At 74.5% G+C, this 25,017-nt stretch carries 25 protein-coding genes; 9 read left to right on the plus strand and 16 right to left on the minus strand.

Going from position 1 to position 25,017, the window contains the following annotated elements; genetic code table 11:
• The first annotated feature begins 214 nt into the window (after positions 1 to 214).
• Positions 215 to 1,465, plus strand: a complete 1,251-nt coding sequence (locus ACFC0B_RS21090; RefSeq protein ID WP_376087630.1) for a threonine/serine exporter family protein — start codon at positions 215 to 217, stop codon at positions 1,463 to 1,465.
• 12 nt (positions 1,466 to 1,477) lie between these two features.
• On the opposite strand, the gene ACFC0B_RS21095 is transcribed toward ACFC0B_RS21090, so the two are convergent.
• The 4 genes from ACFC0B_RS21095 to ACFC0B_RS21110 all read right to left on the minus strand — a co-directional run bounded on the left by ACFC0B_RS21095 (position 1,478) and on the right by ACFC0B_RS21110 (position 5,965).
• Positions 1,478 to 2,047, minus strand: a complete 570-nt coding sequence (locus ACFC0B_RS21095) for a GNAT family N-acetyltransferase (protein WP_376087632.1) — start codon at positions 2,045 to 2,047, stop codon at positions 1,478 to 1,480.
• A 130-nt stretch (positions 2,048 to 2,177) separates the two neighbouring features.
• Positions 2,178 to 2,870 (minus strand): transglycosylase SLT domain-containing protein, encoded by a 693-nt coding sequence (locus ACFC0B_RS21100; RefSeq protein ID WP_376087634.1) that lies wholly within the window; start codon positions 2,868 to 2,870, stop codon positions 2,178 to 2,180.
• A 597-nt stretch (positions 2,871 to 3,467) separates the two neighbouring features.
• Complete coding sequence (locus ACFC0B_RS21105; protein ID WP_376087636.1) at positions 3,468 to 4,385, minus strand: EI24 domain-containing protein; 918 nt, start codon at positions 4,383 to 4,385, stop codon at positions 3,468 to 3,470.
• Between the two features lie 137 nt (positions 4,386 to 4,522).
• Positions 4,523 to 5,965: an amino acid permease gene (locus ACFC0B_RS21110; RefSeq protein WP_376087638.1), complete on the minus strand. Its 1,443-nt coding sequence runs from the start codon at positions 5,963 to 5,965 to the stop codon at positions 4,523 to 4,525.
• Positions 5,966 to 6,232: 267 nt separating this feature from the next.
• On the opposite strand from ACFC0B_RS21110, the gene ACFC0B_RS21115 reads away from it, so the two are divergent.
• The gene (locus ACFC0B_RS21115; protein ID WP_376088145.1) at positions 6,233 to 7,504 is read left to right on the plus strand and encodes a metallophosphoesterase; all 1,272 of its coding nucleotides are present in this window, start codon (positions 6,233 to 6,235) and stop codon (positions 7,502 to 7,504) included.
• A 12-nt stretch (positions 7,505 to 7,516) separates the two neighbouring features.
• Here the strand turns inward: ACFC0B_RS21115 and ACFC0B_RS21120 are convergent, their stop codons facing one another.
• Positions 7,517 to 7,732 carry a hypothetical protein gene (locus ACFC0B_RS21120; protein ID WP_376087640.1) on the minus strand — a complete coding sequence of 72 codons (216 nt, stop codon included), beginning with the start codon at positions 7,730 to 7,732 and terminating at the stop codon, positions 7,517 to 7,519.
• 190 nt (positions 7,733 to 7,922) lie between these two features.
• On the opposite strand from ACFC0B_RS21120, the gene ACFC0B_RS21125 reads away from it, so the two are divergent.
• Both ACFC0B_RS21125 and ACFC0B_RS21130 read left to right on the plus strand, forming a co-directional pair.
• Positions 7,923 to 8,882, plus strand: coding sequence for a Ku protein (locus tag ACFC0B_RS21125; RefSeq protein ID WP_376087642.1), 960 nt, complete (start codon positions 7,923 to 7,925; stop codon positions 8,880 to 8,882).
• A 35-nt stretch (positions 8,883 to 8,917) separates the two neighbouring features.
• Positions 8,918 to 9,202: a hypothetical protein gene (locus ACFC0B_RS21130; RefSeq protein WP_376087644.1), complete on the plus strand. Its 285-nt coding sequence runs from the start codon at positions 8,918 to 8,920 to the stop codon at positions 9,200 to 9,202.
• Between the two features lie 16 nt (positions 9,203 to 9,218).
• On the opposite strand, the gene ACFC0B_RS21135 is transcribed toward ACFC0B_RS21130, so the two are convergent.
• The 5 genes from ACFC0B_RS21135 to ACFC0B_RS21155 all read right to left on the minus strand — a co-directional run bounded on the left by ACFC0B_RS21135 (position 9,219) and on the right by ACFC0B_RS21155 (position 15,381).
• A complete protein-coding gene (locus tag ACFC0B_RS21135) occupies positions 9,219 to 10,913 on the minus strand; it encodes a DUF2079 domain-containing protein (protein WP_376087646.1) in 1,695 nt (564 codons plus the stop codon).
• Between the two features lie 97 nt (positions 10,914 to 11,010).
• Positions 11,011 to 12,432: a DUF2079 domain-containing protein gene (locus ACFC0B_RS21140; RefSeq protein WP_376087648.1), complete on the minus strand. Its 1,422-nt coding sequence runs from the start codon at positions 12,430 to 12,432 to the stop codon at positions 11,011 to 11,013.
• A 344-nt stretch (positions 12,433 to 12,776) separates the two neighbouring features.
• Positions 12,777 to 13,232, minus strand: a complete 456-nt coding sequence (locus tag ACFC0B_RS21145; RefSeq protein WP_376087650.1) for an RICIN domain-containing protein — start codon at positions 13,230 to 13,232, stop codon at positions 12,777 to 12,779.
• 337 nt (positions 13,233 to 13,569) lie between these two features.
• Positions 13,570 to 14,973 carry an NADP-dependent succinic semialdehyde dehydrogenase gene (locus ACFC0B_RS21150; protein ID WP_376087652.1) on the minus strand — a complete coding sequence of 468 codons (1,404 nt, stop codon included), beginning with the start codon at positions 14,971 to 14,973 and terminating at the stop codon, positions 13,570 to 13,572.
• A 126-nt stretch (positions 14,974 to 15,099) separates the two neighbouring features.
• Positions 15,100 to 15,381 (minus strand): DUF6158 family protein, encoded by a 282-nt coding sequence (locus tag ACFC0B_RS21155; RefSeq protein WP_376087654.1) that lies wholly within the window; start codon positions 15,379 to 15,381, stop codon positions 15,100 to 15,102.
• Positions 15,382 to 15,531: 150 nt separating this feature from the next.
• Between ACFC0B_RS21155 and ACFC0B_RS21160 the strand changes: the two genes are divergently transcribed.
• From ACFC0B_RS21160 to ACFC0B_RS21170, 3 genes are read left to right on the plus strand one after another with little or no spacing between them, the layout of a single operon-like run.
• Entirely contained in the window at positions 15,532 to 16,146 is a 615-nt protein-coding gene (locus ACFC0B_RS21160; protein WP_376087656.1) for an ArsR/SmtB family transcription factor, read from the plus strand.
• On the plus strand, positions 16,143 to 17,423 hold the full coding sequence (locus ACFC0B_RS21165) for an MFS transporter (protein ID WP_376087658.1): 1,281 nt from the start codon (positions 16,143 to 16,145) through the stop codon (positions 17,421 to 17,423). The genes ACFC0B_RS21160 and ACFC0B_RS21165 overlap by 4 nt, the downstream gene beginning before the upstream one ends.
• 46 nt (positions 17,424 to 17,469) lie before the next feature.
• Entirely contained in the window at positions 17,470 to 18,480 is a 1,011-nt protein-coding gene (locus ACFC0B_RS21170) for an adenosine deaminase (protein ID WP_376087660.1), read from the plus strand.
• Here the strand turns inward: ACFC0B_RS21170 and ACFC0B_RS21175 are convergent.
• The 5 genes from ACFC0B_RS21175 to ACFC0B_RS21195 form a co-directional block, all read right to left on the minus strand.
• Complete coding sequence (locus ACFC0B_RS21175; RefSeq protein ID WP_376087662.1) at positions 18,444 to 19,025, minus strand: dihydrofolate reductase family protein; 582 nt, start codon at positions 19,023 to 19,025, stop codon at positions 18,444 to 18,446. The two genes, ACFC0B_RS21170 and ACFC0B_RS21175, sit on opposite strands and share 37 nt — an antisense overlap.
• A 73-nt stretch (positions 19,026 to 19,098) precedes the next feature.
• Complete coding sequence (locus tag ACFC0B_RS21180; RefSeq protein WP_376087664.1) at positions 19,099 to 19,731, minus strand: vitamin K epoxide reductase family protein; 633 nt, start codon at positions 19,729 to 19,731, stop codon at positions 19,099 to 19,101.
• Positions 19,728 to 20,546, minus strand: a complete 819-nt coding sequence (locus ACFC0B_RS21185; RefSeq protein ID WP_376087666.1) for a DsbA family protein — start codon at positions 20,544 to 20,546, stop codon at positions 19,728 to 19,730. The genes ACFC0B_RS21180 and ACFC0B_RS21185 overlap by 4 nt, the downstream gene beginning before the upstream one ends.
• An 84-nt stretch (positions 20,547 to 20,630) precedes the next feature.
• Positions 20,631 to 21,290, minus strand: coding sequence for a hypothetical protein (locus ACFC0B_RS21190; protein ID WP_376087668.1), 660 nt, complete (start codon positions 21,288 to 21,290; stop codon positions 20,631 to 20,633).
• A gap of 87 nt (positions 21,291 to 21,377) precedes the next feature.
• The gene (locus ACFC0B_RS21195) at positions 21,378 to 21,875 is read right to left on the minus strand and encodes an SRPBCC family protein (protein WP_376087670.1); all 498 of its coding nucleotides are present in this window, start codon (positions 21,873 to 21,875) and stop codon (positions 21,378 to 21,380) included.
• 125 nt (positions 21,876 to 22,000) lie between these two features.
• Between ACFC0B_RS21195 and ACFC0B_RS21200 the strand changes: the two genes are divergently transcribed.
• Positions 22,001 to 22,870 (plus strand): Fpg/Nei family DNA glycosylase, encoded by an 870-nt coding sequence (locus tag ACFC0B_RS21200; RefSeq protein ID WP_376087673.1) that lies wholly within the window; start codon positions 22,001 to 22,003, stop codon positions 22,868 to 22,870.
• A gap of 93 nt (positions 22,871 to 22,963) precedes the next feature.
• Here the strand turns inward: ACFC0B_RS21200 and ACFC0B_RS21205 are convergent, their stop codons facing one another.
• A complete protein-coding gene (locus tag ACFC0B_RS21205; RefSeq protein WP_376087676.1) occupies positions 22,964 to 23,818 on the minus strand; it encodes an SAM-dependent methyltransferase in 855 nt (284 codons plus the stop codon).
• 175 nt (positions 23,819 to 23,993) lie between these two features.
• Between ACFC0B_RS21205 and ACFC0B_RS21210 the strand changes: the two genes are divergently transcribed.
• Positions 23,994 to 24,956: a polysaccharide deacetylase family protein gene (locus tag ACFC0B_RS21210; RefSeq protein WP_376087679.1), complete on the plus strand. Its 963-nt coding sequence runs from the start codon at positions 23,994 to 23,996 to the stop codon at positions 24,954 to 24,956.
• Positions 24,957 to 25,017: the final 61 nt, after the last annotated feature.

A 25,017-nucleotide genomic window follows, 5' to 3' on the forward strand; every position in this document is an offset into this window, starting at 1 on the left:
TAGGAGCGCCTGCGAACGGTGGCAAAGCCCTGACGGTCCGTAGGTGGGGCAATCCCGTCAAAGCGTACGGACGTACGCCATATCTTCACCGGCTGCCCCGGGCGCGTCCACGTCAGGGCCGGGATCCCCCGGCCGCGGCCCCGACGCGCGCCGTCCCGGGGCGGCGGGCAGGCTGGAGGCGTCGGTACGGCGGGACAGGGACGGAGGCGGGCCGGTGGAACAGCTGACGCGGCCGCCCCGGGTCGGTGAACTCACCGCCTTCCTGGCCCGGCTGACCACGGTGCTGCTGCGCAACAGCGGCGAGGGCGTCCAGGAGCTGGAGCCGGCCGTGGCCGGGGCGGCCCGGGCGCTCGGCGGCTCGGCGCGGCTGCTGGTCGTCCCGGAGGGCGCGGTGCTCGACGTGACCTCCGGCGGCGGGACCGGCACGGTGACGGTCCGGGCGTTCCCCGAGGTGTTCCGCCTCGACCAGGTGGCCGCCGTCCGCGCGCTGCTCGCCGACCTCGCGGCGGGCCGGCTCACCCTGCCCGCCGCGGCCGGGCGGCTCGCCGCCGTCGACACCGCCCCGCCGCCGTACCCCTGGTGGGCGAAGGCGCTCGGGATCGTGCTGTTCTCCCTCGGATTCGCCCCGCTGATGCAGCCCACCTGGTGGGAGGTCGGCTCCACCGCCGTGCTCGCCTCGGCGAGCGCGGCCCTCGCGCTGGCGGCGGGCCGTCGGCCCCGGCTGAGCCCGGTACTGCCGCTGGCGGCGGCCGTGGTGGTCTCGGTGATCGCGCTGCTGGTGTTCGCCCGCACCCCGGCGCACGGCGGACCGGTGCTGATCATGCTGCCCGCGCTGTTCTTCTTCGTGCCCGGCGACTACCTGAGCGCCGCCGCCGCCGAACTCGCCGCGGGGTACCTCACCCCGGGGGCCGTGCGGCTGGTCCACGCGGTGTTCCTGCTGCTCCAGCTGTACGTCGGGATCCTGATCGGACTCGCCGTCACCGGCCGGGACCGGCACGCGCTGTTCGATCTGACGGCGGCCCAGGACCTGCCGCGCTGGGCGCTGTTCACCGCCTGGATCGTCTTCACCGCGGGCACCGTGCTGGCCTTCGCCATTCCCGCCCGGTTCGGGCCGGCGCTGCTGGTCCTGGTCTACCTGACGGTGGCGGCGCAGAGCCTGGCCACCTGGCTGGCGGGCGAGGTGGCCGGGACCTTCGCCGCCGCCGTCGCCCTCAGCGCCGCGGCGGCCCGGGTCGCCCTCCGGCCGGGGACGCCGCCGCGGCTGATCCTGCTGCTGCCCGGCTTCTTCACCCTGACCGTCGGCTCGCTCGGCATGCGGGGCCTCACCGACCTGGTCGGCGGGCACCCCATCGGGGGGTTCCGCGACCTGGTGGAGCTGGTCACCCTGGTGACGGCGATCGCGGTCGGGCTGCTGACCGGCGAGGTGCTGGCGGCCGTGCGGCGCGGCCCCGGGAGCCCGGCCTGAACGAGGGGCCGCTCAGAGGGCTCCGGCGGCCGCCGTCCGGGCCCCGGCGGGTGCCTCGGCCGGCGTCTCGGCCAGCCGGCGGACGTACCGGTCGAGCCGGTTCCCGGTCGGCTCCATGACCCGTCCGGCGTACCGGAATCCGGCCCGCCGGGCCACGGCCGCCGAGGCCAGGTTCTCCGGGTCGACCCGGATGACGCCCTCGGTCGCGCCCTCCTGCGCCGCGTACCGGCCCACCAGGCGGACCGCCCGGGTCACCAGGCCCCGCCCGCGCCAGGCCGGGTAGAGGCCGTACGCGATGTTGACCTGCCCCGGGCCGAGACAGGGCATCGCGAACCGCAGATCGATCGTGCCGGCCAGCACCGGTTCCGGCCCGGTCCGTATCCCGAACACCCGGGCCGGCCCCCGGTGCACCCACTGCGCGGTGCACCGCCGCACGTACTCCTCGGTGCCCGCCCGGGTGCTCGGCCCGCCGCTCAGCCACCGCACCAGCAGCTCGTCCTCGCCCGCCAGGTGCGCGTCGATGTCCGCCGCCCGGAACGGCGTCAGCGTGACGACCCCGTCGGAGAGCCTCACATGATCCATGGGTCCCACTCTCGCGCCCCGGACGCGCGCCCGGCCACCAGGATTTCGGCCAGCTCGCGGGGCGCCGCCGAGGCGCGCCGCGAGCCCGCGGGCGGGGGCCTGCGGGCTCGGGGGAGACGGACGGGCCGGCTCAGTACCAGTGGTGGGACTGCCAGAACGCCCAGGCGCCGCACGGGCTGCCGTAGCGGCTGTTCATGTAGTTCAGGCCCCACTTGATCTGGGTGGCCGGGTTGGTGCGCCAGTCGGCGCCGGCCGAGGCCATCTTGGAGCCGGGCAGCGCCTGGACCAGGCCGTACGCGCCGGAGCTCTTGTTGGTGGCGGTGACGTTCCAGCTGCTCTCGCGGGACACGATGTTGTTGAAGCACTGGAGCTGGCCGGCCGGGACGATCTGGGCGGCGATCTCGCGCGGGCTGCCGGAGTAGGAGGGCTTGCTGTTCAGGGCGGAGCGCTCCTGCGAGCGGGAGGCGGCGGCCTCGGCGTCGGCCTTGGCCTTGGCGTCCGCCTGGGCCTTCGCCGCGGCCTCGGCCTGCGCGGCGGCGGCCTGCGCCTGCGCGGCGGCGTCCGCCTCGGCCTGTGCCTGCGCGGCGGCGGCGGCCTGCGCGGCGGCCTGTGCCTGGGCGTCCGCCTGCGCCTGCGCCTGGGCCGCGGCGGCCTGCGCGTCCGCCGAGGGGTCGCCGACGGTGCCGACCACCGCGGCGGCGGGGGCCTCGGCCACGGCGGTCCCGCTGTCCGGGATGGCGAGGGCGGCGGTGGCCGCGCTCGCCACCACCAGGGTGGTGATCCCGGTGATCAGCGAGTTGCGGCGGGCATGGCTGAGCTGCATGGAGCGGACGATCCTTTTCCGTCGGGGTGCCGTCGGGGCCTCGGTGGCCGTCGGGGCGTGCCGGCCCCGGGCGGGGCGGTGGCGCGGGCGCCGGGCATCGCGCGGGACCGGCTCGGGGAGCGGCCCGCGGCGGCGTACGGGACGGCCGTGGTGGTGCCCCGGTGCGGACGGCGGGGCGGGACGGGATGCGTGGCGGCGGACCGGCCGCGCTGCCTGGCGACGGGCCATTCTTGGCAGAGCCCGGCGGGGGCGGCAAAGCCGCCTGCTACGACGGGCGGTAGTGGAGCGAGCGGGCCGGAACGGCGAAGCGCCCGACCGGTGGCGGGCGCTTCATGGTGTTTTGTCCGTTTTAGTGAATCGATGGGCAGGGCGGCGGGGTCGTCGATGAACCAATGGCTCGAACCGGGCCTCCGCCTGGGTCGTTCCGGTCGGGCGCCGCCCGGCCGGCCGTGCCGGGTCCCGCCGTGCGGCGCGCCGCGGAGCCCCGGCGGCGCACCGCCGCACGGCCCTCCACTATCGGCGGCAGTAGACCGCCCGGCCCCTGTGGGGGGCCTCACACCCGGGCGGGGCCGGAGCGGACGCAGGGTGACGGCGCACTCACGCGCCGCGGTACGGGTTCGGCTCCGCCGGGTGCGGTGCGGCGGCGTACGGGTTGCCCGGGGCGGGGCCGTCGGTGTACGGGTTGCCCGCCACGGGCCGCCGGGCGTCGTACTCCGGCAGCTCCGGGACGGCCGCCGCGTCCGGCTCCTCGTCGCCGTCCTCCGCCGCCGGCTCCTCCTCGACGGGCACCAGGTCGCGGGCCAGCAGCGTGGCGCCGGCCACGGCGCCCGGCATGGCGACCACCGTCACCAGCGGGACCAGGAAGCCCAGCACCAGCGGCACCCCGAAGCCGAGGGCGAGGCCGAGCCGCCCGCGCAGCAGCCGCAGCCGCTCGCGCTGCGGCACCCCGCGCCGCTGCAGGCCGACCGAGGTCAGCTCCAGGGTGAGGAAGAAGCCCGAGACCAGGAAGCCCAGCACCGGCACCACGGTCTGCCCGACCACCGGAATGAACCCGGCCGCGAACAGCAGCACGCCGAAGCCGCCGGCCCGCACCAGGACGAAGAGGCTGTCCCGGGCCGCCACCGCCAGCTCGCGCCAGAGCGGCACCTCCGGCGGGGTCGGCGCGCCGCCCTCGGTCTCGTCGACCTTCTCGCACAGTTCCTCGTAGAACGGCTGGCCGACCAGCAGGGTGACCGCCGTGAAGGTGAGCACCGACAGCAGCAGCCCGCCGACGAAGACCACCGCGGCGAGCGTGGTGCGCAGCAGGTCCTGCCAGAACGAGGACCAGGAGTCGGCGAACGGCGTGGCCCACTCGGCGAGGTCCCCGGCCCAGCCGGCCAGGAAGAACAGCGCCACCGCGTAACCGGCCAGCGTGATCAGCGCCGGGATCATCCCGAACGCCCACCAGCGGCCGTGCCGCGCCACCCACTTCTGGCCCTTGGCCAGGTACCCCATCCCCGCTGCAAGATCTCGCATGAGGGGAAAGGGTAGGGGTCGGAGGGTCGCCGGGTCATGTCCGGTCCGTCACGGAACGGCACCGGAACGCGGCCGGGCCCGGGAGCCTCCGCAACGGCTCCCGGGCCCGGTGCCCGCGGACGGTCCTGCGCGCCGGCTCAGGATGCCGGTGCCACCGCCGCGGCCCGCCGCCGGCGGCCCACCACGGCCGACGCCGCCAGCACGATGGCCGCGGCGACCAGCGACAGGTACATCTGCTTCCGACCGTCGGCGTCGGTGAACATGTACGCCACCACGAACCCGATCATGCCGATCGCGGCCCAGGTGAGGTACGGGTACAGCCACATCCGGACGGTCAGGCGCTCCGGGCACTCACGCTCGAGGATCCGGCGCATCCGCAGCTGGGAGAAGCAGATCACGAGCCAGACGAAGAGCGCCACCGCGCCGGACGAGTTCAGCAGGAAGGCGAAGACGGTGTCGGGCGAGGTGTAGTTGAAGAACACCGCCACGAAGCCGAACACCACCGAGGAGAGGATCGCCACCCGCGGCACGCCGCGCTTGGTCACGGTGGCGAAGGCCTTCGGCGCGTCGCCGCGCCGCCCGAGCGAGAAGGCCATCCGGGAGGCGGTGTACATGCCCGAGTTGAGGCAGGACAGCACGGCCGTCAGCACGATCACGTCCATCACCCGGCCGGCGCCCGGGATGCCCACGTGCTCCAGCACGGCGACGTACGGGCTGCCCTTGACGGCCGCGGAGTCCCACGGCAGCAGGGTCACCACGAGCAGGATGGAGCCGAGGTAGAAGATCCCGATCCGCCAGATGACGCTGTTGGTCGCCTTGCTGACCGCCTTCTCCGGGTCCTCGGACTCGCCGGCGGCCAGGGTGACGATCTCGCTGCCCATGAAGGCGAAGACGACGGTGAGCATGCCGGTGAACACCGCGCCCACGCCGTGCGGCAGGAAGCCGCCGTGGCCGGTCAGATTGCTGGTGCCGACCGCGTGGGTGCCCGGCAGCAGGCCGAACACGGCCAGCGTGCCGACCACCAGGAAGGCGGCGATCGCCACCACCTTGATCCCGGCGAACCAGAACTCGAACTCGCCGTAGGAGGCGACCGAGCCCAGGTTGGTCGCGGTCAGCACGGCCATCACGATCAGCGCGAACGCCCACTGCGGCACGCCCGGCATCCAGTTGTTGAGGATCTTCGCGCCGGCGGTGGCCTCGACGGCCAGCACCACCACCCAGAAGAACCAGTACAGCCAGCCGATCGTGAACCCGGCCCAGCGGCCCAGCGCCCGGTCCGCGTACGCCGAGAAGGAGCCGCTCTGCGGGTCGGCCGCCGCCATCTCGCCGAGCATCCGCATGACCAGCACGACCAGCACACCGGCCAGCGTGTAGGAGAGCAGGATGCCGGGGCCGGTGGCGGCGATGCCCGCGCCGGACCCGACGAACAGGCCCGCGCCGATCACACCGCCGATGGCGATCATCGACAGGTGGCGGTTCTTGAGCCCGGCCTTGAGGTGGCCGTCGCCGCCGTGGTCGGGGGAGTGCCCGGAGGGGCCGGCCGGAGAGGATCCGGCCCGGGTGGTGATGTCCGCACGCATCGTGAGGGTGCCCTGTGCCTTTCCAGCGCGGCCTGACCCTCGGCTCGATCGCCGGAGGGTGGGGGACGGATCCGCGCATTGCGGTGCAACCTAGTCGCTACCTCCGGCTATCGGAACAAGGCGCCGCGAAGTGTTCGGTGAGCGGACGAAAAAGACCAGGTCAGCGCAGGTGAGAAGAGCTCGCGGAAAGCTCAAATCTGACGCAGCGGCAGCAAGTTGGGGCCCTCCGGCGGGGTTTGTCAGGCGGCCGTCCATACTTTTCGCGTGATGATCGTCCTCGTGGTGCTCGGCGCCCTCCTCGTCCTGGCCCTGCTGGCCCTCGTCCACTGGTACCTCTGGCGGCGGCTGGTGCGCGACGTCTCGGCGCCGGGCGGCCGCTGGCGCCGGGCCGGCACGGTGCTCGCCGTCGTCCTGCCGGTGCTCTCGATCGGTGCGCTGGTCGGCGGGCGGGCGTTCCCGATGGCGGTCGAGCGCTGGTTCGCCTGGCCGGGGTTCCTCTGGCTGCCGGTGCTGCTGTACCTGCTGCTCGCGCTCGGTGTCGGCGAGCTGCTGCGGCCGCTGCTGCTGCGCCTGCCCGCCCGCCGCGGCGCCGGACCGGCCGCGGCCGTTCCGGGGGCCGTGGCGGCGACCGCCGTCGCGGAGGAGGCCCCGGCGGCCGTCGAGACGGTGCCCGCCGTGGAGGTTGACGCCCCGTCGGCGCGGACCGCTCCCTCGCCGGAGCGGCGGCTGTTCGTCGCCCGGGCGGTCGCGCTCGGCGCCACCGGCGCGGCGGCGGCCGTGGTGGGCAACGGCGCCTACGGCGTCCTGCGCGGACCTCGGCTCAAGCAGGTCACCGTCCCGCTCGCCAAGCTGCCGGCCCGCGCGCACGGGTACCGGATCGCCGTGGTCAGCGACATCCATCTCGGCCCGATCCTCGGCCGCGCCCACACCCAGCGGATCGTGGACACCATCAACGCCGCGAAGCCCGACCTGATCACCGTCGTCGGCGACCTGGTCGACGGCACGGTGGCCGAACTCGGCCGCAACGCCGAACCGCTGGCGCAGCTGCGGGCCCGCGACGGGGCCTACTTCGTCACCGGCAACCACGAGTACTTCTCCGGCGCGGCGCCCTGGGTGGACTTCGTCCGGGAGCTGGGCGTCCACCCGCTGCAGAACGCCCGGGTGGAGCTGGGCGGCTTCGACCTCGCCGGGGTCAACGACCTCGCCGGGGAGCGGGAGGGCGACGGCCCCGACTTCGGCAAGGCGCTCGGCGACCGCGACCCGGCCCGCACCGCCGTCCTGCTCTCGCACCAGCCGGTCACCGTCCACGACGCGGTCCGGCACGGCGTCGACCTCCAGCTCTCCGGCCACACCCACGGCGGGCAGCTCTGGCCGGGCAACCTGATCGCGGAGCTGGCCAACCCCACCGTCGCCGGACTGGAGCGCTACGGCGACACCCAGCTGTACGTGACCCGCGGCGCCGGGGCCTGGGGGCCGCCGGTCCGGGTCGGCGCGCCGTCCGACATCACGATCGTCACCCTGGCCTCGCTCCAGGTCTGAGGGGGCGGGGCCTCAGACCTCGGCCACCTCCAGCAGGACGATCCGCCGCGCGTCGGCCGGCCGCCCGGTGAGCCGGGCGGCCAGGATCGCCGGGATGTCGCCCTCCCGCGAGTACCCCGGCACCACGGTGACCTCGGCCTGCCGCACGCCCGCCGCGCCGGCCAGCGCGTACCGCACCCGGTACGTCGTCGCGGCCGGCGGCGGGGCCGGTCCGGTACTCCGCGTCACGCCTCCGCCCTCCGTCCCGCCGTCCATTGTCCGCCGGACCGGCCCGCGCGGCCGGTCCGGCGGCGCCCGGACGGCACCCCGGCGGCATCCTGTGGCCGAACGCGGCAAACCCGGGCAGAGTGGAAACCCCCGGGGCCGGCCGCCCCGGTCAGCGCGCACCGCCGGGACGGCTCCGGGAAGGAGCGACCCCATGCAGACCACCTGGAAGGGGACGATCAGCTTCGGCCTGGTCTCGATCCCCGTCCACCTGTACTCCGCCACCCAGGAGCACGACGTCCCGCTGCACCAGGTGCACGCGAGCGACGGCGGCCGGGTGCGGATGAAGCGGTACTGCGAACGGGAGGAGAAGGAGGTCCCGTACGCGGAGATCGCCAAGGGCTACGAGTCGCCGGACGGCCGCACCGTGACCCTCACCGACGAGGACCTCGCCGACCTCCCGCTGCCCAGCAAGAAGATCATCGACGTGCTGGCGTTCGTCGACGAGGGCGAGATCGACCCGCTGATGTTCTCCAAGGCCTACTACGTCGGGGTCGCCGACAAGGCCGCCGCCAAGCCCTACGCGCTGCTGCGCGACGCGCTCGTCGAGTCCGGGCAGATCGCCGTCACCAAGATCGCGCTGCGCACCCGGGAGTCCCCGGCGGTCCTGCGGGTGCACGACGGCACGCTGGTCCTCCAGACCTGCATCTGGCCCGACGAGGTCCGCCCGGCGGCCGGCATCGCGCCCGAGGAGGGCGTCGCCGTGCGGCCGCAGGAGCTGAGGATGGCCCGCTCGCTGATGGAGACCCTCTCCGAGGACTTCGACCTCGACCAGCTCCACGACGACTACCAGCAGGCGCTCCAGCAGGTGATCGAGGCCCGGTTGCAGGGCGTCGAGGTGCCGCACGAGGAGGAGGCGGCGGCGCCGGACAACGTCATCGACCTCATGGAGGCGCTGCGCAGCAGCCTGCGGCAGGCCAAGGACGCGCACCCGGGCTGCACCCGCGCCGAGCAGGCCGGGGAAGCGGAGGAGGGGGCCGCGGAGGCCGAGGAGAAGCCCGCCCCGCGCAAGCGCGCCGCCGCGAAGAAGAGCGCGGCGGCCGGAAAGACGGCGAAGCCCGCCGCGAAGCGGACCGCGACCCGGAAGTCCGCCACGCCCAGGAAGGCCTCGTGACCTCCCCCGACCGACACCCCCGGAGGCGATAGCCGATGGACCTCATCACCTACAAGGCCGTGGACACCGGCCCCGACGCACCGGAGCACCCGAGCCGGGCGCACCGGGCCCTGCACTGGCTGTGCAGTCTCACCCCGACGGCCGTGGTCTTCATGGTCGGCCTCTCGCTCGGCCTCGGCGCGGTCGCCTCCCAGGTGGCCTGGCTGCCGATGCTGATCGTCTTCAGCGTCGTCTGGGGCGCCACCCTGCTCGCCCTGGCCGGCGTGTTCGTCCGCTGGCGGACGTCCCTCCCGGCCCGTCACCGGATGGCCGCCGCCTGACGCCACCGGGCCGGGTTCAGCCCTTGAACAGGTTGTGGCCGACGTCCGAGGGGACGATCTCCTTGACCGGCGTGCTGTTCTCGTCCGGGACGGACGCGCCCGGCACCGGCTCGTCGCTCTCGCGGTGCAGCAGCACCACCCCGTCCTCGGCCCAGACCTGCCGGTAGCCGTGGGCGAGCAGCAGCTCGATCCGGTCGGCCTGCTCGTCCGCCGTCTGGAACGGGAAGGTCCGGGTGTCGGAGCGGATCAGCACGTAGTCGCGCCCGCGCGGGGTGGCGTCCACCAGGACGACGTCGGTCCGGCCGACCAGCCGGGGCACCACCTGGTTGTCGGCCTCCACCCGCGCGCCGTCCGGGATCTGCTCCGCCCCACGGACCAGGGCGGCGTTGCTCGCCGAGGGGCGCCAGAAGGCCGGGGTGAGCACGCTGATCCCGCCCAGCAGCAGGCTGCACACCAGCGAGCCCGCCACCACCGCCGTGCCCAGGCCGTAGGCGGCCCGCCGGTGCGTCCCGCCCCGGGCGTACAGGCGGCCGAGCACCTCCAGGGAGGCGGTGAGCAGCACCGGCCAGAGCAGGGCGTCGTAGTGGTGGGCGATCGACCAGTGGTTGGGGTTGTCGGAGAGCACCCGCTCGGCGAGCAGCGGCAGCAGGCAGAGCGTGGTCGCGGAGCGCAGCGGCAGCAGGAGCAGGGTGCCGAACAGCCAGAGCAGCAGCAGTGGCTTGATGGTCTCGTCGGTGGCGGCCCGGAGGAGCAGCAGCGGGTCGCCGAGCAGGTTGGTGAACGCCGTGCCGGCGTCCGGGCCGATCGGGCCGTACACCCAGTAGTAGTCCGGTTGGCCGCCCATCGCGGGGATCAGCCAGACGATGGCGAGCGCCGAGGCCAGCGGGCCGCCGACCAGCAGGCCGGCGCCGTAAGCGAGGCCGCGGCGGTCCCCGGCCCGCTCGCCCCGCCGGTCGCCGCGCGGGCGGTTGCGCCAGAGCAGGACGAGGCCGTAGACGCCGACCAGCAGACCGAGGTCCTCCTTGGTGGCGCAGAGCAGGGCGGCGGCGAGGGCGGCGGTGGCGTAGCGGCGGGCGAGGCCGCGTTCGAGCATCAGCAGGATGAGCGGGACGGCGAAGGCGACCTCGTGGAAGCCGCCGCGCCCGGCGGCCAGCAGCGGCCAGCCGAGGCCGTAGACCAGGCCGGCCAGGTCGGCGATCCGGCCGACGGCGCGGGTGTGCGCGGCGTCGGGCTCCGCGCCCTCGCCGCCCTCCGCGCCCTCCTCGGCCGGGCGGGCGAAGCAGTGGGCCGCGATCCGGCGGATCAGCGGGACGCCGGCCGCCAGCAGCAGGGCCTGGCCGAGGATCAGCGTGCGCGGGTCCTCCCAGATCCAGTACAGCGGGGCGAGCGCGGCCAGGATCGGCGAGAAGTGGTCGCCGAGCAGCGAGAAGCCGGGCGGGAACTCGTGGTGGTAGCTCTTGACCGGGGAGACCGGCAGGCCGAGGTCCGCGTACCCGGCCACGCCCTGGTGGAAGATGCCGAGGTCGAACCCGCCGAGCAGGACCGCCGACCACTGCTGGAGCCCGCAGGCGGCGGTCACCGCGAAGCAGAGCAGGGTCAGGACGGCGGTCCGGCGCCCGGAGAGCGGGCCGGCGCCGCCGGGCGCGGACGGGCGGACGGCGCGCGGCAGCAGCGTTCGGGTGGACGGGCTGAGCCCGGTTTCGACTGGCACGGGATCCCTGAACTGGTCGGAGACGGGGGCAGGTGCGGAGCGGGGCGGACGACCCCGGGCCGGGCGGGCCGGGGCGCGCCCGGCCCGGGGCGGCGGGTCAGCCGGCCCCGGGCGTGCCGGGCGCGGGCGCTTCGGCCGCCGCGTCGGGGGTGCCTCCGGCCGTGCGCTGCAGCAGCGTGATGCCGTGCTCGCTGCGGACCACGTGGTAGCCGCTGCGCTTGGCGGTGGCGAGCTCCTGCCGCTCCTTGTCGGGTGACAGCGGCCAGCCCATCGGCTGGTCCTCGTCGACCACGATCCACTCGGCGCTCGACCACTGCTGCGGCCAGCCGAAGGTGATGACCTCGCAGCGGTTGGTCAGCTGCGGCACCAGCCGGTTGGAGGCGGCGACCCGGGCGTCGTCCGGGACGGCGGCCAGCACCGAGCGGGCGGCCTCGACCCGGGCCGGCGTGCGCCACAGGTCGAGGGTGAACAGCTGGCTGAACGCGAAACCGGGCAGCAGCGCGAGGGTGACCGCCGCGCTGACCGGCAGGGCCGCCCGGGCGAGCCACCGGGGCAGCACGCCGTCCCGCTGCCGCGCCTTCACCAGGACGTCCACGAAGGCGAGGAAGACGATCGGCATCAGCACGGCGCTGTAGTGGTAGCTGGTGCCCCAGTAGGCCGGGTTGTTGGAGAGCAGCCGCCAGCCGAGGGTGGGCAGCGCGACCAGCATCAGCGGCGAGCGGGCGGCCAGCAGCGCGGTCGGCGCGATCAGCATCAGGACGGTGGTGACCTTCTCGCCCGGGGTGATCAGGTCGAGCGGCAGGGTGAGCAGGTTCCGGCCGCCCGAGCCGCCGCTCAGGTTGTCCCAGTAGGCGAAGCTGCCGCCGGGGCTCATCGCCGGGAGCAGCACCAGGAGTTCGAGCAGCGAGGCGCCGATGCCGAACACCGCGGTGGCCGCGCCGATCCGGCGGTCGCCGCGCCACAGGATGTACGCGCCGACGGCGGCCACCGTGATGCCGAGGTCCTCCTTGACCAGCACCAGCGGCGCGGCCCAGAGGGCGGCGGCGGTCCAGCGCCGCTCGCCGAGCGCGGCGACCGAGAAGGCGATCAGCGGCACCGCGAAGGTGATCTCGTGGAAGTCGAAGCCGAGCGCGGAGGCGAGCCCCCAGGAGAGTCCGTAGCCGAGGCCGGCGACCAGCGCGGTGGCCGGCCCGGCGCCGCGCAGCGCCCAGCGGCAGATCGGTACGGCGGCGACGGCCACCAGGGCGGACTGGGCCAGCAGCAGTGTCGTGGCGGACGGCCGGATCCAGTAGAACGGGGCGAGGGCGGCGAGGACGGGCGAGAAGTGATCGCCCAGCAGATTGAAGTCCGGGCCCTTGAGTTCGACGATCGGGCCGCGGCCCTCGGCGTAGCCGCGGACGCCCTGCTCGAAGATTCCGAGGTCGTACCCACTGGTGAGCAGGAGCTCGTGGCGGCGGACGGTGAAGAACGCGTAGACCAGGAACAGGGTGAGGGCGACCGCCCAGGGGATGAACCGCACCCGCCGGCCGGCGGGGGCTAACGTGACCGACGACTCGTCACTCTCCGTCCTGCGGTGGAGTGCTGATGTGAGTGTACTAATTGTCACTGAACATCCCCGTCGTTCCGGGTGCGAGTGGTCTTGCGGCCGATTCTGGTCGGAGGTCCGGGGCGGCGGGCTGGTTCAGCCGTGAGCGAACGCCGCCGGGTATGTCGGCCCCGGAGTGGGGACCGTAGCATGGGGAAGCCCTCCCCGGCGATTGAGGCGCCGGGGAGGGCAGCCCCTGAATGACCAAGGGGCAGTTCAGGAGTGACGAACGGTCATACCGGATGCCCGGTCGGACCGTCGTTCATCGTGATGACACGTCACTTCCACTGCTGGTACGAGCCGCCGTTGCCGCCCAGCGCGTAGACGTCGCCGTTGCCGTTGCTGTCCAGGTAGAGGCCGGTGGCCAGGTTCTGGTAGGTGCTGCCGTAGGTGGAGGCGCGCTTCACCCACTTCTGGTAGCTGCCGCCGTTGCCGCCCAGCGTGTAGACGTTCCCGTTGCCGTTGCTGTCCAGGTAGAGGCCGGTGGCCTTGTTCTGCAGGGTGTAGGTGCTGTTGCCCAGGTTGGTGGCGTACCAGCGCTGGTACGAGCCGCCGTTGCCGGGGAGGGTGTAGACGTTGCCGTTGCCGTTGCTGTCGAGGTAGCGGCTGGTGGCGACGTTCTGGAGGGTGATCTCGGTGGCGGCGCTCGCCGGGCCGGCGGCCAGGACGGTCATGCCGCCGGCCAGCACGGCCGCCGAGGAGACGAGAGCAGCGGCGCGCTTGAGGGAGTTCATCGCGTTTCCTTTCCCGTGGTGACCGACCTGTCGGCCGGTCATCGCAGAACGTAGCCGGAAAGCGCCTCCGCCGGGTTTCCTTCGCACGGGGTATGTCAGCGTTCGGCCATGTGGAATGAAGCGGTTCAAATTTTCTGCATATGAGCCCAGTAATTATGCCGGTTTGTCAACGAAGGGATTTCCGCGGAGGGCCTGTCCGGGGAATGTGGCGGGCGGCCCTCGGTGTGCATCGTTCCGCTTTCCCGGTAAGCGGACAAAGCGGAACAATCGACTGTCCGGAAACTTGGCCGGATCCGGCCGGGGCGCGCGGCCCCGGCCGGGGGCGCGGAGGGGCGGACTAGGCGACCCAGACCGTGGTGATGTTGCAGAACTCGCGGATGCCGTGGCCGGACAGCTCCCGGCCGAAGCCGGAGCGCTTGACGCCGCCGAACGGCAGGGCCGGGTGCGAGGCCGTCATGCCGTTGAAGAACACCCCGCCCGCCTGGATGTCCCGCACGAAGCGGTCCTGCTCGGCCGGGTCCTCGGTCCAGACGTTGGAGCTGAGGCCGAACGGGGTGTCGTTGGCCAGGGCGACGGCCTGGTCCAGGTCGTCGGCCCGGTAGACGGTGGCGACCGGGCCGAAGGTCTCCTCCTGGTGGATGCGCATCCGCGGCGTGATGCCGGTCAGCACGGTCGGCTCGTAGAACCAGCCGCCGCCCAGGCCCCGCGCGTCCAGGCCCTCGGGCCGGCGCCCGCCGCACTCGACCCGGGCGCCGTGCTCCCGTGCGTCGTCGACCAGCTCGGCCAGGTCGTCCCGCCCCTGCCGGCTGGCCAGCGGGCCGACCTGGGTGGCCTCGTCCATCGGGTCGCCGACCTTCAGCGCCCGCATCGCCTCGGTGAACGCCGCGGTGAACCGGTCGTAGACCCCGGTGTGCACGATGAACCGCTTGGCCGCGATGCAGGACTGCCCGTTGTTCTGCGACCGCGCCGTGACGGCGGTGGCGACGGCGGCGTCCAGGTCCGCGCTCGGCAGGACCACGAACGGGTCGCTGCCGCCCAGCTCCAGCACCGCCTTCTTCACCTCGTCGGCCGCGGCGGCCGCGACCGCCCGCCCGGCCGGCTCGCTGCCGGTGAGCGTCACGGCGGCCACCCGCGGGTCGCGGACCACCCCCTCCACCGCGCCCGAGCCGATCAGCAGGGTCTGGAAGCAGCCCTCCGGGAAGCCGGCCCGGCGGAACAGCTCCTCCAGTGCCACCGCCGTGCGCGGCACGTTGGACGCGTGCTTGAGCAGGCCGACGTTGCCGGCCATCAGCGCGGGCGCAGCGAACCGCACGACCTGCCAGAACGGAAAGTTCCAGGGCATCACCGCCAGAACCGCTCCCAGCGGCCGGTACCGGACGTACGCGCGGGCCGCCCCGGAGTCGGCCACGTCGGCAGGGTCCGGGTGCTCGTCGGCGAGCAGCGCCTCGGCGTTCTCCGCGTACCAGCGCATCGCCCTGGCGCACTTGGCGGCCTCGGCGCGGGCGGCGGTGAGCGGCTTGCCCATCTCCTCGGTCATCGTCCGGGCGACCGTCTCGCGCTCCCGGTCGAGGAGGTCCGCGGCCCGGCGGAGCAGACCGGCCCGCTGGGCGAAGGACGTCGTGCGGTACGTCCGGAAGGCCGCCTCGGCGCGGGCGAGCCGCTGTTCGAGGCCGGCCGCGTCCAGGGGTTCGAAGGTCTCCAGGGTCTCGCCGGTCGCGGGGTTCACGCTTGCGATGGGCATCGCGGGCCCTCCCAGGGGTGCGCGGGGTGGACGTGTCGGTCCTCCCACCCTGGCCCACCGCCCGCGCCGCGGCACGCCGACGCCGCCCGGCGTGTCCCGCCGGGCGGTGGCACGCCGGCCGCCGGCCTACTCGGGCAGCGCCTCGGCCCGGACCGCGGCCTCGCGGGCGCGGGCGCCGGCCCTGGTCCGCCCGGCGGTGACCAGGCGGTGGGGGAAGCGGTGCAGGTACTCCGCCTCCAGCTGCCCGGTGCGCAGGGTGTGCCGCTTCAGGGCCTCCTCGGAGCCGTACAGGAAGGTCTCGTGCCTGGTCCGGTGCAGCTGCTCCAGCTCGTGCACCAGGGTGTCGTTGTCCAGGGCGTGCGGGGAGATGCCCTCGGGCCTGCTGTGCGGGGCGTCGGGGTGCCGCATGTCCACTCCCTCCTCGGCGGGAACCGGAACCCCCCGAGTACCCGGTGCCCCGTGAGCCCCTCCGGTACACGCGTCCGGCGCCCGCCGGGACGGACAAGCGTTCTCGTACAAGGGCTGTTGCACAAGAGGTCTTGTGGATATCCTCGCCGCATGACCGAGCCAACTGAGCCAACTGAGCCCACCGAGCCCGCCGCGGACGGCGTCCGGCAGATCGCCGACGCCCGCGTGCTGGCCGCCCTCACCCACCCCGTGCGCCGCCGCCTGCTGGACCTCCTCGCGGTGGACGGCCCCGCCACCGTCGGCCTGCTCGCCGGGCGCACCGGCCAGGCCGTCGGCAGCATCAGCCACCACCTCAAGGTGCTGGCCGGCGCCGACCTCGTCGAGGAGGCCCCCGAGCTGGCCCGCGACCGCCGTGAACGCTGGTGGCGCCCGACCGCCGGCACCCCGCGCTGGCGGCGCGCCGACTTCGCCGCCGACCCGGTCGCCGAGGCCGTCGCGGACGCGGCCGGCTCGCTCCAGCTGGAGCGCCAGGCCGCCCTGGTGCGCGGCTGGTCCACCGCCCGCCACGACTACCCCGAGCCCTGGCGGGAGGGCTGCGCCGTCGCCACCGAGACCTGGCTGCGGCTGACCCCGGAGGAGGCCCGTGAGCTGGCCGGCGAGCTGGTCGCGGTGCTGTCCCGCTGGGCCGACCGCCCGGTTCCGGAGGACGGGCGCGCGCGGGAGTCCGTGTTCGCCTTCGCCCACAGCGTTCCGGCCCGGCCGTGACCGACACCGGACTGCGGGGCGCGCCCCGGTTGCCTGCCGGCCTGTTCGCCCACCGCGACTTCCGGCTGCTCTGGGCGGGCGAGACGATCAGCCGTTTCGGCTCCGCCGTCACCGCCGTCGCCCTGCCGCTGGTCGCGGTGGTCTCCCTGGACGCCGGACCGCTCGCGGCCGGCCTGCTGAACGCCGCCGTCTGGCTGCCCTGGCTGCTGGTCGGCCTGCCGGCCGGGGTCTGGATCGACCGCTGGGGCCGGCGCGCGGTGCTGCTCCGCGGCAACCTCGTCTCGGTGGTGCTGTACGCCTCGGTGCCGGCGGCCGCCTGGTCCGGCGTGCTGACCTTCGCCCAACTGCTGCTGGTCGCCCTGCTCGCGGGCACCGCCGCGGTCTTCCTCGGCGCCGCCCACCAGGCCTACCTGCCGGACCTGCTGCGCCCCGAGCAGCTCACCGAGGGCAACGCCAAGCTCCAGGGCGGCGCCTCGGCGGCCCAGGTCGCCGGGCCGGGCGCGGCCGGGTTCACCGTGCAGGCCTTCGGCGCCGCCGCCGGACTGCTGGTCGACGCGGTGAGCTTCCTGGCCGCGGTGGCCGCGCTGCTGCTGATCCGCGACCGGCGGACCTCGGCTCCGGCGCCCGATCCGGCCCCGCTCGGCCGCCAGGTCCGCGAGGGACTGGCCTTCGTCCGCCGCGACCCGTACCTGGGCGCGCTGCTGCGCTACGGGGCCGTCGCCAACCTCGCGCTGGCCGGTTACCAGGCGGTGGCGGTGCTCTTCCTGATCGACGAACTCGGCGTGGGCCCCTCCGGGGTCGGCTGGCTGGGCGCGGCCGGGGCGCTCGGGGGCCTGGCCGGGGCGGCGCTCGCCCGCCCGGTCACCCGGCGCTACGGCACCGCGCGCGGCGTGCTGCTGGCCCTGCTCACCGTCACCCCCTTCGGCCTGCTGCTGCCGACCGCCCGGCCCGGCGCGGGGGTGCTGCTGTACGCGGCCGGGCTGGTGGTGATGGTGGGCGGCGTGGTGCTCGCCAACGTCGTGCTCGGAAGTTTCCGGCAGCGCTACGTGCCGCCCGCGCTGCTCAACCGGGTGGTGTCCGCCTCGATGACCGCCAACCAGGCGACCATCCCGCTCGGCGCGGTGATCGGCGGCCTGCTGGGGGAGGTGGTCGGTCTGCGGCCGACCGTGTGGATCATGGTCTCCCTGCTGCTGGCCTCCGCCGGCCTGCTCATCGCCTCGCCGTACCGGCGGGTGCGCGACCTGCCCGATGCGTGGTCGGAGCCGGTGGAATCGTAGGATGACCACTTCGTATCCGCACCGTGATCCCCGGACAGGCCCCCCGATGCCCCTCCCCAAGGCCGAACTGCACCTCCACATCGAAGGCACCCTGGAGCCCGAGCTCGCCTTCGCGCTCGCCGCCCGCAACGGCGTCACCCTGCCGTACGCGGACACCGAGGAGCTGCGGCGCGCCTACGCCTTCACCGACCTGCAGTCCTTCCTCGACCTGTACTACGCGCTGATGGCCGTGCTGCGGACCGAGGAGGACTTCGCCGAGCTCGCCGACGCCTACCTGGCCCGGGCGGCGGAGCAGGGCGTGCGGCACGCCGAGATCTTCTTCGACCCGCAGGCGCACACCGCGCGCGGTGTGCCGCTGTCCGTCGTCGTGGACGGCCTCGGGCGGGCGCTGGACCGCGGCGAGGAGCGGCACGGCATCAGCACCCGGCTGATCATGTGCTTCCTGCGCGACGAGTCCGCCGAGTCCGCGCTGGAGACCTTCGAGGCCGCCCGCCCCTGGTTCGGCGGCCGGATCACCGGCATCGGGCTGGACTCCGCCGAGGTCGGCCATCCGCCGGCCAAGTTCCGCGAGGTCTACCGGCGCGCCGCCGAGGCCGGCCTGCACCGGGTCGCCCACGCCGGCGAGGAGGGCCCGGCCGCGTACATCACCGAGGCGCTGGACGTGCTCGGTGTGGAGCGGATCGACCACGGGCTGCGCTGCCTGGAGGACGCGGAGCTGGTCGAGCGGCTGGTCCGCGAGCGGATCCCGCTCACCCTCTGCCCGCTCTCCAACGTCCGGCTGCGCTGCGTCGACACCCTCGCCGACCACCCGCTGCCCGCCATCCTCGCCGCCGGCCTGCTGGCCACCGTCAACTCCGATGACCCGGCCTACTTCGGCGGCTACGCGGGCGACAACTTCGACGCCCTCGCCGAGGCCCTCGGCCTGGACGACGAGACCCTGCGCCTGCTGGCCGCCAACTCCTTCCACGCCTCCTTCCTCGACGAGGGCCGCCGCGCCGCCCTGCTGGCCGAGGTCGCCGCCTACGAGTTCGCGCCCCGGGCCGCCGTCCGCGCGTAGCGCAGCAGGACCACGCCGTTGCCGAAGGCGCGGGTGGTCAGCAGCTCCAGGTCCTCGGGGGCGGTGCCGGCCGGGAACAGCGGCCGGCCGCGCCCGAGGACGACGGGGTTGACCAGCAGGTGGTACTCGTCGACCAGGTCGAGGGCGCGGAACGACGCGGCCAGGTCGGCGCCGCCGAGCGCGAGGTCCCCGGAGGCGGCCGCCTTGAGCGCGGCGACCGCCTCCGGGGTGACCTCGGGGAGCACGGTGGTGTTCCAGTCGGCGTGCCGCAGGGTGCGGGAGAAGACCGTCTTGGGCATCCGCCGCCAGATCCGGGCGAACTCGGCCATCCAGGGTTCGAGGGCCGGGTCCCGGTCGGCGGTGGGCCAGAAGTCGGCCAGCAGTTCGTGGGTGATCCGCCCGGAGACGAAGCCGCCCATCCGGCCCAGCTCGGCGTTGAGGTAGCGGTGCACCTCCTCGTCGACGCGGCCCCACGAGATGTCGTGGTCCGGTCCCTCGAAGTAGCCGTCCAGCGAGACGGACATGAAAAGGACGATCTTCGACATCGCGGCCTCGCCCGGGATCGCGGGGCGCCCGCCCCGGGGCCCGGGCGGCTCCGGAGGCGGGCGGGGGGTCAGGTCAGATCAGTGTGGACCAGTAGTACCAGAACCGCTTGAGGACCAGCAGCACGATCACTGCGTACCAGAGCGCCGGCACCACCCAGTGGTAGCGCGCCGCCTCCCGCACCGCCGGGCGCAGGCCGCGCGGCACCGGGATGACGCCCGAGCGCAGGTTGTGCAGCGTGGTGTACCAGAACAGCGGGATCATCGCCGCCCACACCACCATGCAGTAGGGGCAGAGCGCCCCGATCCGGTACAGCGCCTGGTACATCAGCCAGGTCACGAAGCCGATCCCGAACACCGTCCCGGCCTGCAGGCCGAGCCAGAACCAGCGCCGGTACGCCGCGCCCGCCAGCAGGCCGGCGCCGACCGTGATCACCACCGCGAACCCGGCGAGGCCGAGCAGCGAGTTCGGGAAGCCGAAGGCCTCGGCCTGGTCGCTGCGCATGATCGAGCCGCAGCTGATGATCGGATTGATATTGCAGTTCGGAACGTACGACGGATCCTTCAGCAGCCGGATCTTGTCCAGCGTGAGAACGGCCGAGGCGAACAGCCCCACCGCGCCGCCGATCACCAGCAGCAGGGCGAAGGGGCGGCTCGCGCCGTAGGTGCGGCGGGCGGCGGTGGGCGCGGGGGCGGCGGGGGCGGTCATCCGGTCACCTGCTTGACCATCGCGGTGAACTTCTCGGGGGAGACGGGCGCGCCGCCGGCGAAGACGTCGAGCTTCCGGCCGTCCAGGCGGACCGTCGGGGTGCCGGTGACGCCGCTCTTGTCGAAGGCCTTGTTCACCTGGTCGGCCCACGGAACGTAGGTGCCCTCCCGGACGGCCTTGACGAAGCCGTCGGTCTTCAGGCCCGGCACCTCGTCGGCCAGGTCGAGCAGGTGGTTGACGTCCGCGAAGGCGTCGTCGCGCTCGTCCGGCTGGTTGGCGTAGAGCACGTCGTGGAACTGCTTGAACTTGTCCACGCCCTCGTTCAGCGCCGCGCCGGCGGCGGCCAGCGCGGTGCGCGAGCCCTTGCCGCCGAGGCCCTGGTCGAGGAAGGTCGCCAGGTGGTACTCGACCTTGTACGTGCCGGCGTCGGCGAGCTGCTGCACGGTCGCGCCGGTGGTGGTCTCCAGCTGCTCGCAGTACGGGCAGCGGAAGTCCTCGTAGACCTCCAGGGTGTGCGCGGCGTCCGCCTTGCCGTAGGTGATCACGGTGCCGTCCGGGCCGCTCGCGTTGGCCGGGACGACCAGCGGGCCGGAGGCCGCGGCGTCGCCGGAGCCGGAGCCGCCGACGGCGAAGGCCACGCCCGCCACCAGGGCGAGCACGGCGGCGGAGGCGGCGCCGACCACCGTGCGGCGGCGGATCCGGGCGGACCGCTCGGCGCGCTCGCGCTCCTCGCGCATCCGCTCGGTGGCGGCCCGGCGGGCGGCCTTGCGGTCGGCGGCGGCGGTCTTCGGGGTCTTCTTGGGGGAGGTGCTCATGGGGAGGTCGTCCTGGTGCTCGTGGAACGGCGTGCGGGCGCGGGGGCGGCACGGCCGGCCGAGGGGCCCTCGCGGGCGGCGTCCTCAGCGGGCGTGCGCGAGCACCGGCGGCCCGCGCCGGACGGCGGGGCGCAGCACGACGGATTCGGCGGGCACCCGGACGCGGCTGGCGCGCGGGAACGGCACCCGGGCCACCGGGCGGGCCGGCAGCGGGGCGGCGAGCAGCAGCAGCCCGCGGACGGCCGCGGCGGCGAAGCGCTGCGCGAAGTCCCCGAGGATCCGCACCGAGCGGGCCAGGCCGCACAGCGCGGCGTCGGCGCTGCGCAGCCAGGCGGCGGCGGCCAGCGCCAGCGCGGTGTGCAGGAGCAGCAGGACCGCCAGCCCGACCGGCCGGGAGAGGCCGTGGCCGAGCAGCAGCCCGCCGAGCGAGCCGCCGCCGCAGAGCAGCGGTTCGAGGCCGCGGGCGGTGCCGGGCGGCAGCGAGGGGCAGGTCGACTGGGCGAAGCCGAACAGGGCGCTCAGGCCGAGTTCCAGCGGCAGGAAGACCGCCGCGACGGTCCGGTAGCCGCGCTCGCGGCCGGCCAGCGCGAAGGACACCGCGAAGACGGCGGCGCCGGCCAGGGCCAGCGTGCCGAGCGCCAGCGGACGGCCGGTGACCAGCACCTGGCCGAGCCCCGCGAGCAGCACGAGCAGCGCGGCGAAGATCGCCGCGCGCAGCGTCCTGGGGAGCGGGGCCGTGCTCATGGGACCCGAGTGTGCCACAGGCGGGGAGCCGGACGGCGGGCTCGGCGGGTTGCTGTGAAGATCCTCACCACCACCTCTGAGCTGGTCTTATATCCCGTTTACATCCACGATCGGGGGTGGCTCGACGACCGGCGCGGCCGGTGCGGCGGCGGCCGCCACCCGGGCCTCGACCAGGTCCCGGAACAGCGCCAGGTCGGTGCGGACGGCGCGTTCGACGGCCCCGGCCAGCGCGAAGCCGCGCGGTCCGCCGAACACCTCGTGCACCTCCTCCGGGTCGTACTCGATGCGGATCTGCACCCGGGTGTGCGCGCGGTCGAGCGGGCGCAGCGCGAAGGCGCCCTGGAGGGGCAGGCCGTCCAGGGTGCGCCAGGTCATCACCCGGCCGCGCCCCCGGTCGGTGATCTCGGTCTCGACGTCCAGACCGGCGCCGGCGACCTCCACTTCGAGGTGGGCGAGGTTGCTGCCGTGCGGCTGGGCGCTGCGGACGCCGTCGACGAACCGCGGGTAGTCGTGGACCCGGTGCAGCTGCTCCCAGGCGGCCAGCACCGGGGCGTCGATGTCGATCTGTTCCTCGAGCGTGCTCATGGCGGGGCCGGACCTCCTCGGCTGGCGCGCGGTCGACCCTTCCAGACTGCGCCGGGGGCCGGTGGACGGCAAAGGCGGCGGGCGGGGGACGGGCGGGGCGCGGGCGGCTGCGCGAGACTGGGCGCATGCCGGAGCTGCCCGAGGTCGAGGCCCTGACCGCCTACCTGTCGCAGCGGCTGACCGGGCGGGTGATCGCCGAGGTCCAGCCGGTGGCGATCAGCGCCCTCAAGACCTACGACCCGCCGGTGACCGCGCTGGCCGGCCGGACGGTGGGCCCGGTCGTGCGGCACGGCAAGTTCCTCGACATCGAGGCCGGCGGGCTGCACCTGGTGGTCCACCTGGCCCGGGCGGGGTGGCTGCGCTGGAAGGAGGGCCTGCCCCCGCTGCCGCCGCGGCCGAGCGCGCGCAACCCGCTGGCGCTGCGGGTGCGGCTGGAGGGCCCGGAGGCGGACGGCTTCGACCTGACCGAGGCGGGCACCAGGAAGGGGCTCGCGGTGTACGTGGTGCGGGAGGCGGCGGAGGTCCCGGGGGTGGCCCGGCTCGGTCCGGACCCGCTGGACCCGGGCTTCGGCCTGGAGCTCTTCCGCGCCCTGCTGAGCGGCGAGCGGCGCCGGATCAAGGGCGTGCTGCGGGACCAGAGCGTGCTCGCCGGGGTCGGCAACGCCTACTCGGACGAGGTGCTGCACGCGGCGCGGATGTCCCCGTACAAGCTGGCGGCCGACCTGTCGGAGGAGGAGACGGCGCGGCTGTTCGAGGCGCTCGGCACGACGCTGCGCGAGGCGGTGGAGCGCTCGCGGGGGCTGGCGGCGGGGGAGCTGAAGGCGGAGAAGAAGCTGGGCCTGCGGGTGCACGGGCGCACCGGGCAGCCCTGTCCGGTCTGCGGGGACACCGTGCGGGAGGTGTCCTTCGCCGACTCCTCGCTGCAGTACTGCCCGACCTGCCAGACCGGCGGCAAGCCGCTGGCGGACCGGAGGCTCTCCCGGCTGCTGAAGTGAGGCCCGGCGGCCCGCCCGGTCTGCCGGCCGGCCCGCCGGCCCCGCCCGGTGGGAGTGGGCGGGGCCGGTGGCGGCCGGGTTCCGGGCGGTGGCTCAGAGCTTGCGGGCGACGCCGCCCCAGTAGTACGCGGCGTGCGGGTCCTCGGGCTGCTCGCCCTCGGGGTGCCAGGCCATCACCGGGGCGACACCGGGCTCGACCAGCTCCCAGCCGTCGAAGAAGCGGGTGACCTGCTCCTTGCTGCGCGGCACCAGGGTCATCCCGGCGGAGCGGGCGGAGGCGGTCACCTGGGCGACGGCGGCCTCGTTGAAGTCCTGGGTGGGGTGGGTGAGCGCGAGGTAGCTGCCGGAGGGGAGCGCGTCGCGCAGCGCGGCGACCTTGGCCCACGGGTCGTCCTCGTCGGCGATCAGCATCAGCACGGCGATCATCAGCAGGCCGACCGGCTGGGTGAGGTCCAGCGTCGTGTTGAGGGCCGGGTCGGCCAGCAGCTCGGCGGGCTTGCCCAGGTCGGCGTGGATGTAGGTGGTGCGGCTGGCCGGGGTGGAGACCATCAGCGCGCGGGCGTGGGCCAGCACGATCGGGTCGTTGTCCACGTAGACGACCCGGGTGCCGGCGCTGACCGACTCGGCGATCTCGTGGGTGTTCGGCGAGGTGGGGATGCCGGTGCCGAGGTCGAGGAACTGGCGGATGCCGTAGCGCTCGGCGAGGTGGCGCACGGCGCGCTTCTGGAAGCCGCGGTTCTCCTTGGCCTGGGCCTTCATGGTGGGCACGGCCTGTTCGATGGCCTGGCCCATCGCGCGGTCCGGCGGGAAGTTGGTCTTCCCGCCCAGCCAGTAGTCGTAGACGCGGGCGGAGTGCGGGGTGCTGGTGTCCACCCCGTACTTCTCCCACTGACTCAGTTCGGCCTCGTCGTTGTCGGAGCGGTCGGCGAAATCCTGACTTTTCGTCATGGCCACGTCCTCTGAAGACAGATCATCACACTTGGGAGACGTCAGATTAGCGGGCCGGACGGGTTTTCGGTCACGGGGTGGGTGAACCGGCCGCGACGTGGGCCGTTGGGATGGTGATCGAGCCCGTCGGGGTAGCCGCTGGGAGGCCGGCCGGTGAACGGGGGAGACATTCGCCATGCTGTCTGATCGTCAGATTACTTCGCGAAGATTGCTGCTGGTCGCGGCGGGGATGTCGCTGCTCGGGCTGACCGGCTGCGGCCGGGCCGAGGAGGTGGTGAGGGCCGCCCGGGCGGCGCGCCACCCGGAGCCCGGGGCCGTTCCGGGGGAGGCCCCGGCCGGGCTCTCCGGCGAATCCGGCCCGTCCGCCGTCCCCTCCGCGGCGCCGACCGCTGCTCCGGCCCCCTCCGCCGCTGCTCCGAGCCCCTCGGCCGCCGCGGCTCCCTCGGCGGCCGTGCCCGTCCCCACCGTGCCCGTCCCCACCGTGCCCGTCCCCACCGCCCCCGCCCCGGCCGCGCCGACGCCCGCCCGGGCGCTGACGGCCGCCGAGAGCCGGCCGGTGTACGAGTTGGACTCCGCGCGGAAGGTGGTCGCGCTCACCATCGACGACGGCCCCGACCCCCGGCACACCCCGACCGTCCTGGCGCTGCTGGAGCAGTACGGCATCCGGGCCACCTTCTTCCTGATCGGCGAGAACGCCGTCGAGCACCCCGGCCTGGTCGGTGAGATCGCCGCCCGCGGCCACCACATCGCCAACCACACCTGGACCCACCCCGACCTGCGGAGCCTCTCCGAGGGCAAGGTCCGCGACGAGCTGGAGCGCACCTCCGACCTGCTGCACCGGACCACCGGGAAGGTGCCGACCTGGTTCCGGGCACCGGGCGGCGACTGGTCCACGACGGCCCTGCGGGTGAGTGGCGAACTCGGCATGCGGCCGATGGCCTGGTCGGTCGACCCCCGGGACTGGGCCCGGCCCGGGACGGGTGTGATCACCGACCGGATCCTCAAGGACGTGCGCCCCGGGGCGATCGTGCTCAACCACGACGGCGGCGGGGACCGCTCGCAGACGGTGGCGGCGCTGAAGGCCTACCTGCCGGTGCTGATCGACTCCGGCTACCTCTTCACCGCCCCGGCGGGCTGAGCGACGGCGTCGGCGCCCGAGCAAATGGGCGAATGGAAAAGTCGCGGGAAACGCACTTAAA

Source organism: Kitasatospora sp. NPDC056184 (assembly GCF_042268405.1).
Lineage (GTDB): Bacteria > Actinomycetota > Actinomycetes > Streptomycetales > Streptomycetaceae > Kitasatospora.

Excerpts from the sequence above, each read along its gene's own strand:
- ACFC0B_RS21130 (WP_376087644.1), top strand. The coding sequence starts at position 8,918 with ATGGACCTCATCACCTACAAGGCCGTGGACACCGGCCCCGACGCACCG.
- ACFC0B_RS21095 (WP_376087632.1), bottom strand. The coding sequence starts at position 2,047 with ATGGATCATGTGAGGCTCTCCGACGGGGTCGTCACGCTGACGCCGTTC.
- ACFC0B_RS21195 (WP_376087670.1), bottom strand. The coding sequence starts at position 21,875 with ATGAGCACGCTCGAGGAACAGATCGACATCGACGCCCCGGTGCTGGCC.
- ACFC0B_RS21190 (WP_376087668.1), bottom strand. The coding sequence starts at position 21,290 with ATGAGCACGGCCCCGCTCCCCAGGACGCTGCGCGCGGCGATCTTCGCC.
- ACFC0B_RS21100 (WP_376087634.1), bottom strand. The coding sequence starts at position 2,870 with ATGCAGCTCAGCCATGCCCGCCGCAACTCGCTGATCACCGGGATCACC.
- ACFC0B_RS21145 (WP_376087650.1), bottom strand. The coding sequence starts at position 13,232 with ATGAACTCCCTCAAGCGCGCCGCTGCTCTCGTCTCCTCGGCGGCCGTG.
- ACFC0B_RS21160 (WP_376087656.1), top strand. The coding sequence starts at position 15,532 with ATGACCGAGCCAACTGAGCCAACTGAGCCCACCGAGCCCGCCGCGGAC.
- ACFC0B_RS21105 (WP_376087636.1), bottom strand. The coding sequence starts at position 4,385 with ATGCGAGATCTTGCAGCGGGGATGGGGTACCTGGCCAAGGGCCAGAAG.
- ACFC0B_RS21125 (WP_376087642.1), top strand. The coding sequence starts at position 7,923 with ATGCAGACCACCTGGAAGGGGACGATCAGCTTCGGCCTGGTCTCGATC.
- ACFC0B_RS21180 (WP_376087664.1), bottom strand. The coding sequence starts at position 19,731 with ATGACCGCCCCCGCCGCCCCCGCGCCCACCGCCGCCCGCCGCACCTAC.
- ACFC0B_RS21175 (WP_376087662.1), bottom strand. The coding sequence starts at position 19,025 with ATGTCGAAGATCGTCCTTTTCATGTCCGTCTCGCTGGACGGCTACTTC.
- ACFC0B_RS21150 (WP_376087652.1), bottom strand. The coding sequence starts at position 14,973 with ATGCCCATCGCAAGCGTGAACCCCGCGACCGGCGAGACCCTGGAGACC.
- ACFC0B_RS21170 (WP_376087660.1), top strand. The coding sequence starts at position 17,470 with ATGCCCCTCCCCAAGGCCGAACTGCACCTCCACATCGAAGGCACCCTG.
- ACFC0B_RS21210 (WP_376087679.1), top strand. The coding sequence starts at position 23,994 with ATGCTGTCTGATCGTCAGATTACTTCGCGAAGATTGCTGCTGGTCGCG.
- ACFC0B_RS21205 (WP_376087676.1), bottom strand. The coding sequence starts at position 23,818 with ATGACGAAAAGTCAGGATTTCGCCGACCGCTCCGACAACGACGAGGCC.
- ACFC0B_RS21185 (WP_376087666.1), bottom strand. The coding sequence starts at position 20,546 with ATGAGCACCTCCCCCAAGAAGACCCCGAAGACCGCCGCCGCCGACCGC.
- ACFC0B_RS21155 (WP_376087654.1), bottom strand. The coding sequence starts at position 15,381 with ATGCGGCACCCCGACGCCCCGCACAGCAGGCCCGAGGGCATCTCCCCG.
- ACFC0B_RS21110 (WP_376087638.1), bottom strand. The coding sequence starts at position 5,965 with ATGCGTGCGGACATCACCACCCGGGCCGGATCCTCTCCGGCCGGCCCC.
- ACFC0B_RS21115 (WP_376088145.1), top strand. The coding sequence starts at position 6,233 with ATGATCGTCCTCGTGGTGCTCGGCGCCCTCCTCGTCCTGGCCCTGCTG.
- ACFC0B_RS21200 (WP_376087673.1), top strand. The coding sequence starts at position 22,001 with ATGCCGGAGCTGCCCGAGGTCGAGGCCCTGACCGCCTACCTGTCGCAG.